This window comes from Lentzea tibetensis, from assembly GCF_007845675.1.
GTDB lineage: Bacteria > Actinomycetota > Actinomycetes > Mycobacteriales > Pseudonocardiaceae > Lentzea > Lentzea tibetensis.
Genome location: NZ_VOBR01000011.1, coordinates 86,682 through 101,755, shown reverse-complemented (window position 1 = coordinate 101,755; position 15,074 = coordinate 86,682). Strand labels below are relative to the sequence as shown.

At 70.4% G+C, this 15,074-nt stretch carries 17 protein-coding genes; 11 read left to right on the top strand and 6 right to left on the bottom strand.

Annotated elements, in window-relative coordinates; genetic code table 11:
* The first annotated feature begins 15 nt into the window (after window positions 1–15).
* Window positions 16–594, top strand: a complete 579-nt coding sequence (locus FKR81_RS18860; protein ID WP_186763047.1) for a CPBP family intramembrane glutamic endopeptidase — start codon at window positions 16–18, stop codon at window positions 592–594.
* On the opposite strand, the gene FKR81_RS18855 is transcribed toward FKR81_RS18860, so the two are convergent.
* Together FKR81_RS18855 and FKR81_RS18850 are read right to left on the bottom strand one after the other, a co-directional pair.
* A complete protein-coding gene (locus FKR81_RS18855; protein ID WP_146353392.1) occupies window positions 521–1,702 on the bottom strand; it encodes an MFS transporter in 1,182 nt (393 codons plus the stop codon). The genes FKR81_RS18860 and FKR81_RS18855 overlap by 74 nt on opposite strands.
* A gap of 10 nt (window positions 1,703–1,712) precedes the next feature.
* Window positions 1,713–2,660, bottom strand: a complete 948-nt coding sequence (locus FKR81_RS18850; RefSeq protein ID WP_235921634.1) for a D-2-hydroxyacid dehydrogenase family protein — start codon at window positions 2,658–2,660, stop codon at window positions 1,713–1,715.
* A 415-nt stretch (window positions 2,661–3,075) separates the two neighbouring features.
* Between FKR81_RS18850 and FKR81_RS18845 the strand changes: the two genes are divergently transcribed.
* Window positions 3,076–3,258: a hypothetical protein gene (locus FKR81_RS18845; RefSeq protein WP_146353391.1), complete on the top strand. Its 183-nt coding sequence runs from the start codon at window positions 3,076–3,078 to the stop codon at window positions 3,256–3,258.
* Here FKR81_RS18845 and araB read toward each other — a convergent pair.
* Entirely contained in the window at window positions 3,198–4,814 is a 1,617-nt protein-coding gene (gene araB / locus FKR81_RS18840) for a ribulokinase (protein ID WP_146353390.1), read from the bottom strand. The genes FKR81_RS18845 and araB overlap by 61 nt on opposite strands.
* A gap of 66 nt (window positions 4,815–4,880) precedes the next feature.
* On the opposite strand from araB, the gene FKR81_RS45035 reads away from it, so the two are divergent.
* The 3 genes from FKR81_RS45035 to FKR81_RS18825 are packed head-to-tail and all read left to right on the top strand — an operon-like array spanning window position 4,881 to window position 6,413.
* Entirely contained in the window at window positions 4,881–5,240 is a 360-nt protein-coding gene (locus tag FKR81_RS45035; RefSeq protein ID WP_146353389.1) for a hypothetical protein, read from the top strand.
* A gap of 55 nt (window positions 5,241–5,295) precedes the next feature.
* A complete protein-coding gene (locus tag FKR81_RS18830) occupies window positions 5,296–5,886 on the top strand; it encodes a DsbA family protein (protein WP_146353388.1) in 591 nt (196 codons plus the stop codon).
* Window positions 5,883–6,413, top strand: a complete 531-nt coding sequence (locus tag FKR81_RS18825; RefSeq protein ID WP_146353387.1) for a vitamin K epoxide reductase family protein — start codon at window positions 5,883–5,885, stop codon at window positions 6,411–6,413. Before FKR81_RS18830 ends, FKR81_RS18825 begins: the two co-directional genes overlap by 4 nt.
* 71 nt (window positions 6,414–6,484) lie before the next feature.
* Here FKR81_RS18825 and FKR81_RS18820 read toward each other — a convergent pair whose 3' ends face one another.
* A complete protein-coding gene (locus tag FKR81_RS18820) occupies window positions 6,485–7,693 on the bottom strand; it encodes an HNH endonuclease signature motif containing protein (RefSeq protein ID WP_146353386.1) in 1,209 nt (402 codons plus the stop codon).
* A gap of 86 nt (window positions 7,694–7,779) precedes the next feature.
* On the opposite strand from FKR81_RS18820, the gene FKR81_RS18815 reads away from it, so the two are divergent.
* On the top strand, window positions 7,780–8,331 hold the full coding sequence (locus FKR81_RS18815; RefSeq protein WP_146353385.1) for a GNAT family N-acetyltransferase: 552 nt from the start codon (window positions 7,780–7,782) through the stop codon (window positions 8,329–8,331).
* Here FKR81_RS18815 and FKR81_RS18810 read toward each other — a convergent pair.
* Window positions 8,289–9,236: a catalase gene (locus FKR81_RS18810; RefSeq protein ID WP_222598323.1), complete on the bottom strand. Its 948-nt coding sequence runs from the start codon at window positions 9,234–9,236 to the stop codon at window positions 8,289–8,291. The two genes, FKR81_RS18815 and FKR81_RS18810, sit on opposite strands and share 43 nt — an antisense overlap.
* Window positions 9,233–9,778, bottom strand: coding sequence for a TetR/AcrR family transcriptional regulator (locus FKR81_RS18805; protein ID WP_222598322.1), 546 nt, complete (start codon window positions 9,776–9,778; stop codon window positions 9,233–9,235). The genes FKR81_RS18810 and FKR81_RS18805 overlap by 4 nt, the downstream gene beginning before the upstream one ends.
* Before the next feature lie 73 nt (window positions 9,779–9,851).
* Between FKR81_RS18805 and FKR81_RS18800 the strand changes: the two genes are divergently transcribed.
* The 5 genes from FKR81_RS18800 (at window position 9,852) to FKR81_RS18780 (ending at window position 15,011) form a co-directional block, all read left to right on the top strand.
* Window positions 9,852–10,640, top strand: coding sequence for an alpha/beta fold hydrolase (locus FKR81_RS18800; RefSeq protein ID WP_146353383.1), 789 nt, complete (start codon window positions 9,852–9,854; stop codon window positions 10,638–10,640).
* Between the two features lie 94 nt (window positions 10,641–10,734).
* Window positions 10,735–13,029 (top strand): ATP-binding protein, encoded by a 2,295-nt coding sequence (locus tag FKR81_RS18795; protein WP_146353382.1) that lies wholly within the window; start codon window positions 10,735–10,737, stop codon window positions 13,027–13,029.
* Window positions 13,030–13,155: 126 nt separating this feature from the next.
* The gene (locus FKR81_RS18790) at window positions 13,156–13,863 is read left to right on the top strand and encodes a thioesterase II family protein (RefSeq protein WP_146353381.1); all 708 of its coding nucleotides are present in this window, start codon (window positions 13,156–13,158) and stop codon (window positions 13,861–13,863) included.
* Window positions 13,864–13,894: 31 nt separating this feature from the next.
* The gene (locus tag FKR81_RS18785) at window positions 13,895–14,344 is read left to right on the top strand and encodes a GNAT family N-acetyltransferase (RefSeq protein WP_146353380.1); all 450 of its coding nucleotides are present in this window, start codon (window positions 13,895–13,897) and stop codon (window positions 14,342–14,344) included.
* Between the two features lie 16 nt (window positions 14,345–14,360).
* A complete protein-coding gene (locus FKR81_RS18780) occupies window positions 14,361–15,011 on the top strand; it encodes a thiopeptide-type bacteriocin biosynthesis protein (RefSeq protein ID WP_146353379.1) in 651 nt (216 codons plus the stop codon).
* Window positions 15,012–15,074: the final 63 nt, after the last annotated feature.

The window sequence follows — 15,074 nt, the reverse complement described above, 5'->3', positions numbered from 1 at the left end:
GGCACCCTGCAGGTCGTGGCCTTCCTGCCGGGTTTCGTCGCGCTCTTCGCGTTGCTGAGCACGGTGCCGAACTGGTTCGGCGCGCTCGTGGGCACGCTCGTGGGTGCGCTGATCCAGTTGGTCTACCCGTTGACCGGCAAGCTGACCGGCGCCACGCCGACGCTGCTGCCGGGCTGGGGCTGGGTGCTGCTCGGCATCTTCGCGTTCCACGGCGTCGCGGAGGAGCTGGTGTGGCGCGGCTACGCCTACCGCAGGCTTCGTGAGGGCCGCACGTTCTGGCGTGCCGTGCTGCTGACGATGCCGCTGATCGCGGCGACCCACATCCCGATCGTCATCGGTTCGGGGCCTGCGGTGGGTGCCGCCGCGATGGTCGTCGCGGCGGTCACGTCGATACCGCTGGCCCACCTGTTCGAGATGGGACGCGACACGATCTGGGCTCCCGCGGTCCTGCACACCGCGATCGACACGTTCAAGCTGTTCACGCTGCCCGACGCGGTGTTCCCGCTGCTGCTGGCCGGGGTCAGCGTCGTCGTGCCACTGCTCGTGCTGCTCGCCGGTCGCCCAGGGCGCTCAGCGCGACCAGCAGCAGCGTGAAGCCGACACCTCCGAGAACGGCGACCGACGGCGGGGCCTTGCTCTGCACTGCCGCGGCCAGCGCGGCGGCGCCCGCGTAGCCGACGCCGACCGCCGCGTACATCACCGAGTACCCGGCCGCGTGCGCGCTGGGCGGCAGTGTCTCGCGCAGCGACAACGACCGGGTGATCATCACCCCGGACTGCGTCAGCCCTGCGACGAGGATCGCGCCCGTGATCCAGGGCAGCGAGCCCGCGGTGGCGACCACGGTCACGCACGCGGAGCTGCCGAGCAAGAGCACCAGGCTCTGCGCGCGCAGCGAGCCGGGCCAGGTGCCGCGCAAGCCGTACAGGGCGGCTCCGGCGGCGGAGGAGATCGAGAACGCGGCGAGGAGCGGGCCGGTCCAGCCGACACCGATCGCCCGCTGCTCCAGCAGCGCGGGCAGGACGAGCTCGGCCAGTGCCAGCACGGACATCGCGGCGGCGCCGGTGACGTAGACGGGCCAGGCGCGGACGAGCGTGCGTGCCATGGACACGCCGTCCCGGTCACCCTCGTCCGCCGCCCACCCGGCGGGCAGCGCCCACATCCCGGCGGTGGAGGCGGCCATCAGCACGGCGGCGAGCAGGAGCGGCAGCGGCGGGGCGACGCTCAGCGCCAGCACACCGGTGACCGCGGGCGCGACGGCCCAGATCGCGTAGACGAGGACGGACTCGAGGCTCAGCGCCTTGACCACGAGCTCCTCGGGGAGGTGCTCGGTCAGCAGGGCCCGCAGGCCTCCGGTCGACGCGGCGGGCGCGGCGCCCGCGACCGCGGCGAGTGCACCGAGCACCAGCGGGTGCGCGTGCGGCAGCAGCCCGAGCCCCGCGAACGCGCCCGCCCCGACGGCCAGCCCGGCCGCCAGCTGGGCGCGGGCCCGCTCCGGCCTCAGCCGCGGCCCCAGCACCACGGCCCCGGCCACCTCGCCGATCACGTAGACCGCGGCGATCCCCGCACCCAGCGCGTACCCGTCCGGGCGCTCGCGCACGAGGAACACGAGCGCGAGCGTCGCCATCGCGACGGGCATCCGGGCCGCGATGGCGACCAGCGCCCAGACGACGACCGGCCGGGTCGCGAGCAGGCGATAGCTCACCGCGGCACCGTCACAGCACCCGCACGGGTGCTCCGGCGAGGAACGCGCGGATGTCCTCCACAGCCTCGCGGAAGTACGTGCGGTAGTTGCCGTCCGTCACGTACCCGAGGTGCGGCGTGGCCAGCACGTTCGGCAACGTCCGGAGCACGTCGTCCACCGGGAGCGGTTCCGTCTCGAAGACGTCGAGCCCGGCACCCGCGATCCGGTTCTCCCGCAGCGCGTCGACGAGCGCCTGCCGTTCGACGATCGCGGCGCGCGAGGTGTTGACGAGGAAAGCGTTGGGGCGCATGAGCTTCAGCGCCGCGTCGTCGACCAGTCCCCTGGTGCGGTCGCCCAGTACGAGGTGGACGGACACCACGTCGCTCTCCGCCAGCAGCGCTTCCTTCGACGGCGCGAGCCGCACGCCTTCGGCATCGGTGCGGCCGGCGGTCAGGTTCTCGCTCCACGCGACGACGTCCATGCCGAACGCCAGCCCGATCCGCGCCACCCGCACACCGATCTTGCCGAACCCGAGCAGCCCCAGCGTCTTGCCGGCGAGCCCGACCCCGACGGTGCTCTGCCACGGACCACCGGCGCGCAGGGAGTTGTTCTCCACCACCAGGTTCCTGGCGAGGCCGAGGATGAGCGCCCAGGTCAGCTCGACCGGCGGCTCGGACGTGCTGGCCGTTCCGCACACGGTCACGCCGGCGGCTTTCGCCGCGGCGACGTCGATCGAGGCGTTGCGCATGCCGGTGGTGACGATCAGCCGCAGCTTCGGCAGCCGCGCGATCAGCGCCGCGGGGAACGGGGTGCGCTCGCGCATGAGCACGACGACCTCGGCGTCCCGCAACACCGCCACGAGCCGGTCGCCGTCGACGTTGTACTGGTAGGTGGTGACGTCCAGGCCGGACCAGTCGGCCAGGCTCGTCGCCACGGCCTGGTAGTCGTCCAGCACCACGCACGTCGTCGCATCCCCCACGGTGCCAGCCTAGCTGGCAGGAACCGGCCACCTCGGAACCGCGGGATCCGGCCGGGTGAACACTCAACGAGCGGCTGGCGAGCCGGGGTTTCGTGGTCGTCGCGATCGGCACCACGTACGAATCGCTGGCGGTGGAGTTCCCGGACGGCCGGGTCGTGGGGCCGTCCGACGGGGCGTTCTGCGGGGCGGGCACCGATCCGTCGAGCCCGGTGCTGGCCCGCCTGCAGCGCACCCGCGTCGCGGACGTGCGGTTCGTGCTGGACGAGCTGACGACCCGGCGGCTGCCGAACGGGCTGAGCCGGTCGCTCGACCTGTCGAGGGTGGGCGCGTTCGGCTTCTCGATGGGCGGGTCGACCTCGGCGGCACCGCGGGCCCGTGGAAGCTGCGCGAGAAGGTCCCCGCCGACGCGTGGCCGGTGGTGTTCGGCGACATCGGCGACCGCCGCTCGCAGCGGATCGTGCTCGACTACACGACCGCGTTCTTCGAGCGGTTCCTCAAAGGACGGCACCGGCCGCTGCTCGACCGCCCGTCACCGGCCTACCCGGAGGTCGAGTGCCGCAGCCTGCGCATGACGTCGTTCCCGCCGCGCCCGAAGTAGTCGTGCAGCTCGACGTACTCGGCGTAGAGCCGGTGGTACGCCTCGACGTTCGCCGGAATCGGCTGGTGCACTCCGCGGGTGACCGAGCCCATCGCCTCGGCCGCTTCGGGCACGTCGCGGTACGCACCGGCCGCGACCGCCCCGTGGATCGCCGCACCCAGTGCCGCGGCCTGCTCCGAACCGACGACGGACAGCGGCATGCCGAGCACGTCCGCGTAGATCTGCATCAGTGTCTTGTTGCGCACCAGCCCGCCGGCGACGACCAGCTCGGTGACCGGCACACCGGACGCGCGGAACGCTTCGATGATCGTCCGCGTGCCGAACGCCGTCGCCTCCAGCAACGCCCGGTAGGTGTGCTCGGCGCGCGTCGCGAGCGTCTGCCCGACGACGACCCCGGACAGCTCGTGGTCGACGAGCACCGACCGGTTGCCGCTGTGCCAGTCGAGCGCGACGAGTCCGTGCTCGCCGACCTCCTGCTCGGCGGCCAGCCTGCTCAGCAGCTCGTGCACGCCAACGCCTTCGTCGCGCGCCCGGTCGTAGTACGAGCCGGGCACGCAGTTCTCGACGAACCACCCGAAGATGTCACCGACGCCGCTCTGCCCGGCCTCGTAACCCCATTGCCCGGCAACGATTCCGCCGTCGACGACCCCGCACATGCCCGGCACGTCGCGCAGCTCGGCGCCGCTCATCACGTGGCACGTCGAGGTGCCCATGATCGCGACCAGCTGTCCGGGCCCCGCTGCTCCGGCGGCGGGAACCGTGACGTGCGCGTCGATGTTGCCTACGGCGACCGGGATGCCCGCGGGCAACCCCGTCCACGCGGCGGCCTGCTCGGTGAGCCCACCCGCTGTCGTGCCGAGTGCGGCGATCGGCCGGTCGAGCTTGTCGGTCACGAAGTTCTCGAAGCCGGGGTGCAGCGCCTTCAGGAAGTCCGGGCTCGGGTACGCGCCGTCCTGGTACATGCCTTTGTACCCGGCGGTGCAGGCGTTGCGGACGTGGTTGTCGGTCAGCCGCCACACGATCCAGTCGGCGAGCTCGACCCAGTAGCGCATGGTCCGGTAGACCTCGGGCGCTTCTTCCAGCACCTGCAAGGCTTTCGCGAACTCCCACTCGGACGAGATGAGCCCGCCGTACCGGCCGAGCCACTTCTCGCCGCGGTCGCGGGCGGTCGCGTTGATCCGGTCGGCCTGCGGCTGGGCGGCGTGGTGCTTCCACAGCTTCACGAAGGCGTGCGGCTCGTCGGCGAACTCGGGCAGCTCGCACAACGGCGTCCCGTCGGCGGTCGTCGGCATGACCGTGCAGGCGGTGAAGTCCGTCCCGATGCCGATGACGTCGGCCGGGTCGACCCCGGCGTCGCGCACCGCTTCGGGCACGGCGTGCTGGAGCACCTCGAGGTAGTCCGCGGGCACCTGGAGCGCCCACAGCCCGTCCTCGCGCACCCCGTTCGGGTAGTCGTGGACCGCGCTGCCCAGCTCGGCGCCGTCGCGCACCCTGACCACGACGGCCCTGCCCGACAACGTGCCGAAGTCGATGCCGACCACGAGCTGCTCAGCCACTGCGCGCTCCTCCCGCTCACCGCCACTTAACCGCAAGCAGGCGGCCGCTGCGCTAGCCTTGGTTTCGTGAAGATCCCCAGCACCGCGGTGGCACGCTTGTTCGTGCTGCTCGCGCTCGTGCTGGGCGCCACGGTCCTGCAGGCGGCGGACGGCGCGAGCGAGCCGATGCCGACCGTCTTCACGGCCTTCTGCGACACGTCGACCGCGGTCGTGCACCACCTGCCGCACGACGTGCCCGGCCTGCCGATGGACCCGAGCAGCGTGCTCGAGGCGTGCCTGTTCGCGTTCGTGCTGGTCCTGATCGGCTTCGTCGCGTTCAAGCGGTACGACCTGCTGTTCACGCGGCCGGCCCGAGGACCGTCTCGTACTGGTGAGGCCCACTTCCAGGTTCCGCAGCTCGCCCAGCTCTGCGTGCTGCGCACGTAAACGCGCGTTCGTCCACATCGAACCCTCGTTTACTTCATCTACCTGGAGCTTTCACGTGAACACGAAGATTTCTCTGGCGATCCTTGCTGTGGTCGCTCTTGTCGTCGGCGCCATCCTGTTCTTCAACCGCTCTGATGCGGACCCGCAGGCTCTCGCTTCGCAGGGCGGCAAGGTCACCGTGGTCGAGTACCTCGACCTCGAATGCCCGGCGTGCGGGGCGGCGTTCCCCGGCGTCGAGAAGCTGAGGTCCGAGTACGGCGACAAGGTCGACTTCCAGCTGCGGCACTTCCCGCTCCCCATGCACCGCAACGCCGAGCAGGCCGCGGTGGCGGTGGAGGCCGCGGGCTCGAAGCGCGACGAGATGTTCCACCTGATGTACAGCAACCAGCAGAACTGGGCGGGCAAGCAGACGTCGCAGCGCGAGACGTTCCTCGGCTACGCCCGCTCACTCGGCCTGGACATCGCGGCTTTCGAGAAGGCCATGGACGACCCGGCCACCCTCTCGAAGGTCTCGGCGCAGCGCACCGAGGGTGCCTCTCTCGGCGTCAACAGCACGCCCACGTTCTTCGTGAACGGCACTCGCTTCGAGGGCGCGCCGACCTACGCCGCACTCAAGAAGTCGATCGACTCGGCTCTGGCCAAGTGATCGTCCGCTGGGTCCTGACGATCGGCGGCCTGCTCGGGCTGGCCGCCGCATCGGCGCTGACCATCGAGAAGATCGCGGTGCTGAAGGACCCCGGCCACGTGCCGTCGTGCAGCATCGACCCGATCCTCAGCTGCGGTTCGGTGATGCGCACCGCGCAGGCCGAAGGGTTCGGCTTCCCCAACCCGCTGCTGGGGATCGCCGGGTTCGCGGTCGTCACGACCGTCGGGGTCGTGCTGCTCGCCGGTGCTGTGTTGCCGCGGTGGTTCTGGCTCGGGTTGCAGGGCGGGGTGACGCTCGGGGTCGTGTTCGTGCACTGGCTCATCTACCAGAGCCTGTACGTGATCGGGGCGTTGTGCCCCTACTGCATGGTGGTGTGGGTCGTGACCATTCCGGTCTTCTGGTACACGACCTTGCACGTGACTCGGTGGCCTCTGCTCGTCAAGTACCACGGGGTGTTCCTCACCCTGTGGTTCGTGGTGATCGGGCTCGCCGTGTTGCAGGCCTTCTGGTCGTACTGGATCAGTTGACGGTCCTGGGGCGCCTCGTGTGGTGCAGACTTTCGGGCTTCGCCCGACACGAGGCGTCCTTCCGTTCTTTTTCAGAAAGGTGGAGAGTCGGCGAAGCCCGCCAATACGGGTTCTGGTTCGGTTACGTATATCTTTCCCGCTGGACTTCGGTGGACGAACCTGCCCGGCGACGGCTGAGTGACCACCCAGTCCGATTCGTGCTTCAATCGGTGGTGGCGTTTGCAATACGCGCCGCAGTTGTCCACGGACGTCGCACCCTCGGGGAATGGGGTCGTGTGGTCGATTTCGCAGCGCTGCGCCTGCCGCATACACCCCGGGAATCGACACGTCTTGTCACGCGCCCAGATGGACTTCCGCAGCGCGGCCGGAGGCTTGTAGGTGATCCGCCCGAAGTCCAGCAACTTCCCGTCCACCGGATCGGTCAACAACCGGCTCCACGTCGCATCACCCGCGAGCTCGCGGGCGAGTGACGCGCTGATCGGCCCATACCCGGCGAGCTCGGCGGCCTCCTCGTCCAGCCCCATCAAAGTGGTCGCGGACACCGTCACGTACAGGTTGACCTTGACGCTGCTGGAACCGTCCGGCGTTGCCAACAACAGATCTGCGACCACGTCCGCGCGTCGCTGGTTGAGAGTGAGGGTGTCGCCCGGTGTCTTCGCCCTTCTGGCCAGCACATCCACCCGGTGCGCGATCGCGGTGCCCTGCTCGGCGGGCAATACCGCGGACAACTGGGACATCTCATCCTCGAGCGGCTCGAACCACGCCACCCGCTGCGCCCGCTTCTCCGCCCTGCGCTCCTCCCACCCCTGCGGGTCGACCTTCATCACGATCCGCCGAGCCCGCGCCCTCATCTGCTGCCCGGTCTGCTCCGGCGCTTTCGCCAGCACCCGCTCCTCCACGACACGGACCTGCTCGTCCGAGAGCGGCCTGGTCAGATCATTCAACGTACGAGCCTTGTACAGGTCGATCTCACCGCGCTGCAACGCATCGACCGTCTCCGGCAACCTGGTCACCAAATCCTCAGCGAGCGCCAACTGACTCACCGCCCAGCCCGACGTCCATCTCATCCACGCCGCCACCTCATCAGCAGCGAACTCATCCCGCCGCCGCGACTGAGCAAACTCAGCCAACGCCCGCACCATACGAGCCTGCCAATAATCAATCCCCCGCTGACACTCCCGAATGGAGTCCAGCACCCCCACCTCACCCATGACAACAATATTACCGCAGCACGGACCTGCCAAATTAACTCGACTCAGTGAAAAATAGAAAATGATCAAGCGAGCACGAAAGCCCACGGCAGATTAATCGGTCCGACGCGGCCCGAAGGACACCGAGCCGCAGCAACCCCGACTAGCCTGCCCGCATGATCCTCACCAGCCGGCGCCTGAAGCTCCGCCCGTTCCACCGAGGCGACGCGAGGGCGCTGGCCGAGTACCGATCAGACCCGGAGGTGGCCCGCTACCAGGGCTGGGACCCACCGATGTCGTTCACCGAAGCCACCAGGTTCGTGGACGACCAGACCGCCCCGATGCAACCGGGCTGGTACCAGTACGCGATCGATCTGGACGGCGAGCTGATCGGCGACATCGGCATCAACCTGCACGACAACCGCATGCAGGCGGAGATCGGCTACACCCTGGCCACCAAGCACCAGGGGCACGGCTACGCCACAGAAGCGGTGGCGCGCGTGCTGGAGCACCTCTTCACCGAGCGCGGCCTGCACCGGGTCTCAGCCGAGTGCGACGCCCGCAACGTGCGATCGGCCCTCCTGCTGGAACGGCTCGGGTTCCAGCAGGAGGGCCTGCGCCGGGAGCACACGTGGATCAAGGGTGAGTGGACCGACGATCTGCTGTTCGGTTTGCTGGCAAACGACTACGAAGACGCGGAGAGCCGGCGCGACGCCGAGACCCCGTAGGCGTGCGGGCGGAAGCCGAGCACCGGGTCGTCGGACACCTCGACGCCGGGACCGAGGCGCGTCGGATCGAACACCTGGCGCTGCCACGACTCCTCGTCGGCGTTGCGGCCGGTGATGACGAACTGCCCGGCTGGCAACAGGGTCCGGTGCTCCGGCCACGCGGAGGACGGGTCGTTGGTCGGGTCACCAGGCTCGGCCAGCTGGAACGCGAGCGTGAACGTCACCGGGCCGAACGAAAGCCGCTCGTCCAGCTCGGGGATCAGGAACGAACGGTCTAGCGTGGCCGCGCGCTTCGGGTCGAGGTCGATCTCGCCCAGCTGCGGCAGCAGGCGGTAGCGGAACGCCCTGCGGTTGCCCTCGGCGTCGACCAGGTAGAACGCGTGCAAGCCGTCGTAACGGGTCGTCGCGAAGCTCGCGGGTGCGTTGCGCGACGCGAACTGCTTGAGCACCGCGCGGCTCTCGGGGTGCTTCAGCAGCAACGCGCCGAGCTTGCCGAGGCCCTGCAGCTTCGACTTGCCTGCCAGGCCGGTCAGCGCCTCGACGAGGTCGATGAAGCCCTCGGGGTCGCGGCTCGGGAACGCGCGGAAGTTCGCGGCGACGAGGTCGTGCACGGACTTGCCCTCGGCGGACAGGAACTTCACGGACATGCCGCGGATGCCCTTGCCGCGGTCGTCGGACGAGAACTTGGGCGAGCCGTTGGAGAAGCGGATCACCACGGGCGTCTCGGTGGTCAGGTGCGCGGCGGTCGTCATGCCCGTGATCTGGCCGGACGGCACGAACGTCGCGTCGTAGACGGCGCCGCGCGCGTGCAGGCGGCGGTCCTGCGGGCGGGGCTCGCCCGCCGCCTCGATGCGGTCGATGGACTGCTCTGCGGTCATCCCGTCCGCGGTCACTTCGTACGTCATGAGCTGCTTTCCTCGGTCAGGGCGGCGAAAAGGGCGACGGCGCGCTCGTGCGGCCGCTCACCTTCGAGAACCAGACGCGCACCCGCCTCGACCACCCCGACGAACAGCGCGGCGGACGTGCCGTCGCCGTTGAAGAGCGGAGCGAGGTGGCGCGCGACGGTGGCGCGTGCCTCCTGGAGGAGGCGCGAAGCCCGTGGCGACGGGCGGTCGTAGATCAACCGGTAGCTGTCGGGAGCGTTGGTTACACCGGTGAAGTATGTCTGGAGGAACTGGCCCATGGCCTCAACCCGGTCGGGCGAGTCGGCCGCCCGCAGCGCGGCCTCCAGTTCGTCGGTCAGCCTGCGGCTCTCGCGCTGCTCCAGTGCGGCGACCATGTCGTCGCGGTTCACGAAGCACCGGTACAGCACGGTTTTCGCCACCCCGGCCTCGGCCGCGACGGCGTCGACGGACAGCGGTCCGTCCGTCCGCGACATCACCCGCAGCGCCGCGTCCAGGACGAGTTCCCGGCGCTGGGCGAGTGGGAGGTGCGGTGCGCGTGTCACGACCGCAAAGATTGTACTCATAAGTACAAAAGTCAACGAGACACGTGTCACCCAACAGGCTCACGATGGAGGCATGACAGCGACGACAACCGCCTCGCGGGACGGCACCCCCATCGCCTACTGGACCACCGGACGGGGCCCGGCGCTCGTGCTCGTGCACGGCGTGACGGGCGACCACACCCGCTGGCACGCGGTGCTCCCGTTACTGGAGCCGCACGCCACCGTCCACACCGTCGACCGGCGGGGACGCGGCGGCAGCGGCGACACCACCGACTACGCACTGGAACAGGAGGCCGCCGACATCGCGGCCGTGGTCGACGCCGTGGCCGGCGACACCGGCCGTCAGGTCGACCTGCTCGGCCACTCGTACGGCGCGATCTGCGCACTCGAAGCCTCGCTGCTCACCAACGGAGTCCGCAGGTTGGTGTTGTACGAACCTGGCATAGGTGTGCCGAAGCCCGGTGGATTCACCGATCGAATGGCGGAACTGCTCGCGCAGAACCGTCGCGACGAGATACTGACCGGTCTGTTCGAACTCATCGAAATGCCGTCGGAACAACAGGAGATCGCGCGTTCACTGCCGTCCTGGCCGGGCCGGGTCGCCGCCGCGCACACCGTCGTCCGCGAACTGCGCGCGAACGACCGGTACTCGTTCGACGCGGCGCGGTTCGCCGAGCTCACCACGCCGACCCTGCTGCTCGCGGGCGGCGACAGCCCGCCAGATGAGACGGTGTCCACGGAGGCGCTCGCGAAGGCGCTGCCGAACGCCCGTGTGACCACAATGGCTGGTCAGGGGCACGTCGCCATGCTCACCGCACCACGGCTCTTCGCCTCGGAGGTGCTGGGTTTTCTGCGTTCCTGAACGCGATTATCCAAAAGGTAGCGAAAACACAAGTTGTGCTGTGTCACGTTGACCGAGACGGTGTCCAGGTTCCTCTTGGCGGGGAGGTCGGCCGATGACCGCGTGCGAAAGCTGCGGCGACACAGTGGACAACGGTGCTGCACGCTATTGCTCCAACGCGTGCAGACAGCGCGCCTACCGGCAGCGCAGCCGTTGCGCACCAACGGAATCCGCGAACGACTTACCGCACCCGCTCGACGGGTTCATCGGGCGGGAGGACGAGCTGACGGGGATCACCCGGTTGCTGCGGCACAGCAGGCTCATCACGTTGCTCGGCCCGGCCGGCGCGGGGAAGACGCGGATCGCGGCCGAGCTGGCCGGCCGGGTGCGCCGCCGGTTCGCCCACGGCGTGCGGTTCGTGGACCTCGGCGAGCTGAACCGGCCGGAGCTCGTCGGCCAGGCCGTCGCGTCCGCGATCGGCGCGAGCGAGGAACCCGGCAGGCAGCTGGTGGACGGACTCGTCAGCGAGCTGCGCGACAAGGACCTCCTGCTGGTGCTGGACAACTGCGAGCACCTCGTCGAGGCGTGCGGCGAGCTGGTCGTCCGGCTGCTGCGCCGGTGCGGCGGGCTGCGGGTGCTCGCGACGAGCAGGGAGATGCTGCGCCTGCCCGGCGAGATGATCTTCCCGATCGGCGAGCTGCCCGCTGCCGACGCCGTGCAGCTCTTCGTCGAACGCGCCAAGGCCGTCGCGCCCGGTTTCGACGCGACCGACGACGAGACGGTCGGGCTCATCTGCACCCGGCTCGACCGGATGCCGCTCGCCGTCGAGCTGGCCGCGAAGCTGGTGCGCGTGCTGCCGTTGAAGGACATCGTCGACGGGCTCGACGACCGGTTCGCGATGCTCGCCTCCACCACGCGCGGCATCGACGCGCGGCACCGGGACCTGCTCGCCGCGATCGAGTGGAGCTACGAGCTGCTCGACCCGGCCGAGCAGGCGGTGTTCCGCGCGCTCTCCGTGCTGCCCGGCGGCTTCGGCTTCGACCTGGCCGCCGCGGTCGGCGGCGCCACCGTCCCGCTGATGTCCACTTTGGAGTCCAAGTCGGTCATCGCGCCGATCCCCGACCGGCCCGGCCGGTTCCGGCAGCTCGAGACCGTCCGCTACTTCGCGCGGCGCAAGCTCGACGAGTCCGGCGAACGCCCCGCCGCGATCGAACGGCTCGTCGACTGGCTCACCACGCTCGCCACCCCGCTCATCGAGACGTTCGCGACGAGCGGCGACGCTCTCGAACGACTCACCGTCGAGCTGCAGAACCTGCTGGCGGGCTTGGACTTCCTCAGCGACACCGACGACGAGCGCCAGCTGCTCCTGGTCAGCGCGCTCGTGCGGTGCAGGCAGCGGCTCGGCATCGCCGCCGACGGCTGCGAACGGCTCGCCACCGCCCTGCGCGTCCCCGGAGGCGTGCCCGCGTACCGCGCGTACGCGCTGGAGCAGGCGTCCTGGCTCGCCGCCTGGTACGACGACGAGCAGGCCGCGCTCGGACTCGCCCAGCAGGCCGTCGAGCTGGGCCCGTCGCACGGCAGCACCCCGTTGCACAGCCGCGCGCTGCAGGCGCTGGCGTTCGCCCGCCAGGTGTGCGGCGACCACCACGCCGCGCGGGAGAGCTTCGCCGAGTGCCTGCGGCACGTCCGCGCGCTCGGCGAGCCGCTGTGCGTCGCGCTGTGCCTCAACAACCTCGCGTGGTCGCAGCTGCTCGTCGGCGACCTCGGCGGCGCGCAGGAGTCGATCACCGAGGCGGGCCCGTTGTACCGGGCGCACGCCGAACCGGCCCGGCAGGCGGCACTGCTGCACACGACCGGCGTGCTGGCGCTGCTGCGCGACGAACCGGCCACCGAGCACTTCACGGAGTCGTTGCGGCTGCTGGAGAACAGCTCCTCGATGATCCAGCCGTACGCACTCGAGGGACTGGCCGTCAGCGCGTTGCGCGTCGGCGACTACGACCGCGGCCTGCGGCTCATGGGCTTCGCGTCGTCCGTCCGCACCGGCGCGGGCGACCCGTGGTGGCGCGACCTCGTGGTGGACGCACTGCGCGACGCGATGGACCGGCTGCCCGAGCGCAGAGCCGACGGGCTGCTCGCCGACGGCAGAGACGTCCCGGTGGACCAGGGACTGCGGTACGCGCTGGGCGGTGACTGGCCCACCGGGAACCGCGAGACCACCGACTGCGCGCTCACCGGACGGCAGCTGGGCGTGGCTGCGCTGCTCGTCGAGGGACTGACCAACCGGCAGATCGCGGGCAGGCTGCGCATCTCCGAACGCACCGTGGAGACGCACCTCGACCACATCCGCACCAAGCTCGACCTGCGGTCCCGCGCGCAGGTCGCGGCGTGGGCCGCAACGCACACCCCGTAACACCGCACGCCGTAACGCCTGCGGCTAACCCCGATGTCCGCACCCGATCACGGCGGGACGCTCGTCACACACGAGATCCCCGACCGGAAGCGAGGACATCATGCGCGCTGACGTCACGGACCAGCCGTGAAGGTCCAGTTCCTGCGGCACGGCCAGCGCACGGACGCCGGCCTGCGCCTCTTCTGCTTCCCGTGGTCCGGCGCGACGGACTCGGCATACACCCCGCTCGCCGACGCGCTGCCACCGGACATCGACGTCGTCACCGTGCGCCCACCGCGGGCGGCGTGCGTCGACACCGCGGCCGACGCGATCGCCGCCGGCCTGCCGCCCGGCCGGTTCGCGTTCTTCGGTCACAGCTACGGCGCGCTGCTCGCCTTCGCGGTGGCGCGACGGCTCACCGTCCCACCCGAGCTGCTGGTCCTGTCCGGCAGCCGCTCCCCCGCCACACCGCCACCCGTGCTCCTGCACCAGCTGCCCGACGACGACTTCGACACCATGCTCGGCCAGCTCGGCGGCATGCGGCCGTTCGCGCTGGCCGACAGGAACTTCATGTCCCGGTTCCGGCCGCGCGTCCGGGCCGACCTCGCGACCTGCGAGCCGTACCTGCTGCCCAAGGGCAGCACGGTCGACGCCCCGATCAGCGTCTGGGCGGGCAGGTCCGACTGGTACGCGTCGCCGTGGCTGACCCGCGGCTGGCGGCACTACGCGGGCCGGAGCGTGCGGTTCCACGTCTTCGACGGCGACCACTTCTTCGTGAACGACACGGTCCGCAGCGCCTCGGCGTTGCTCGCCGACCTCGCCTGGGCGTCCCCGCGCCTCACTCTCGCGGCCTAGCCCATTCCGCTGGCACAGCAAGGAGAAGACCATGTTCATGCTCACCGACCTCACCGCACGCGACCGCGCCGGACTGCTCGCGATGGTCGAGCGCTGCTCGCCGCGCAGCAGGCACGCCCGCTTCCACAGCACGTCCCCGACCGCCGCGACCGACCACGTCGCGACGCTGTTCACCGACCCCGACAGCCGCACCGTGGTGGCCCGAGAACGGGGTGTGGGCATCGTCGCTTTCGGCTCGCTGCTCCTGTACGGCAACGGACTCGCCGAGATAGCCCTGCTCGTCGAGGACTCGTTCCAGGGCAGGGGAATCGGCAGGCTGCTCACCAACGCGCTGCACGACCACGCCACCGCCGAAGGCGTCTCCGCACTGGAGCTCACCGCACTCGCCGGGAACACCCGGATCCTGCGGCTGTTCCGCACGGCCCGCTTCTCCCCTGCCGACGCGGGCACGGTCCACGGCCTGCTACCGATCGCCGCCTGACGACTCTGGAGTCATCATGAACACCTGGCTCGCCGCCACGCTGCACGCCTCACCGTCCCGCCACGACGCACTGCTCGTCGAACACCTGCCCCGGCTGCTGGAAACGCTGCCCGACGGCGTGGACCGCTGGTTCTTCTCCCGCGGCACCGACACGCTCGACCTGCGCTTCCGGCCGGTGTCCCGCTCGCTGCGGCTGCACCTGCTGTTGTGGGGCATGGACGTGCTCGACGACGGCTCGGCCCGGCGCATGACGCTCGAGGCGCACCGGGACGACTTCCGCGGTCTCGGCGGGCCGGCCACGGCGGAGGCGGCGACCGAGCTCTTCCACGCCGACAGCAACGCCGTGCTCACCCAGCTCCGGCTCGCCCACGCCGGGGTGCTGACCATCCCGCCCGCACGTCTGGCCGCGCTCGCCGCCGCGGATCTGACGCGCACCTGGTACGGCGGCCGTGCCGAGGCCGGGGCGGCCGGGCCGCCTCAGCAGATGGCGCTGCTCGCGCCGTGGTGGAAGCGGCGGGCCGAGGTGGCCCGCGTGTACAGCCGGGTGGTGGCGTGGCTCGACCCGGCGCTCGTGCCGCCGGTGCTGGCTCATGTGCTGCGGCAGCACCGGCTGCGCCTCGCGTCGGTCCAGCCTGCTCCCGAACGCGTCACGGCCCAGCAGGCGTGAACCCAGCAGGTCAGGGGTCGAGGTTTCTAAGGGCGTGCACAAGCGCCCCGATAACACCACCCC

Coding starts and splice junctions, on each gene's coding strand:
- FKR81_RS18815 (WP_146353385.1), top strand. CDS start 7,780: ATGATCCTCACCAGCCGGCGCCTGAAGCTCCGCCCGTTCCACCGAGGC.
- FKR81_RS18810 (WP_222598323.1), bottom strand. CDS start 9,236: ATGACGTACGAAGTGACCGCGGACGGGATGACCGCAGAGCAGTCCATC.
- FKR81_RS18800 (WP_146353383.1), top strand. CDS start 9,852: ATGACAGCGACGACAACCGCCTCGCGGGACGGCACCCCCATCGCCTAC.
- FKR81_RS18795 (WP_146353382.1), top strand. CDS start 10,735: ATGACCGCGTGCGAAAGCTGCGGCGACACAGTGGACAACGGTGCTGCA.
- FKR81_RS18785 (WP_146353380.1), top strand. CDS start 13,895: ATGTTCATGCTCACCGACCTCACCGCACGCGACCGCGCCGGACTGCTC.
- FKR81_RS18780 (WP_146353379.1), top strand. CDS start 14,361: ATGAACACCTGGCTCGCCGCCACGCTGCACGCCTCACCGTCCCGCCAC.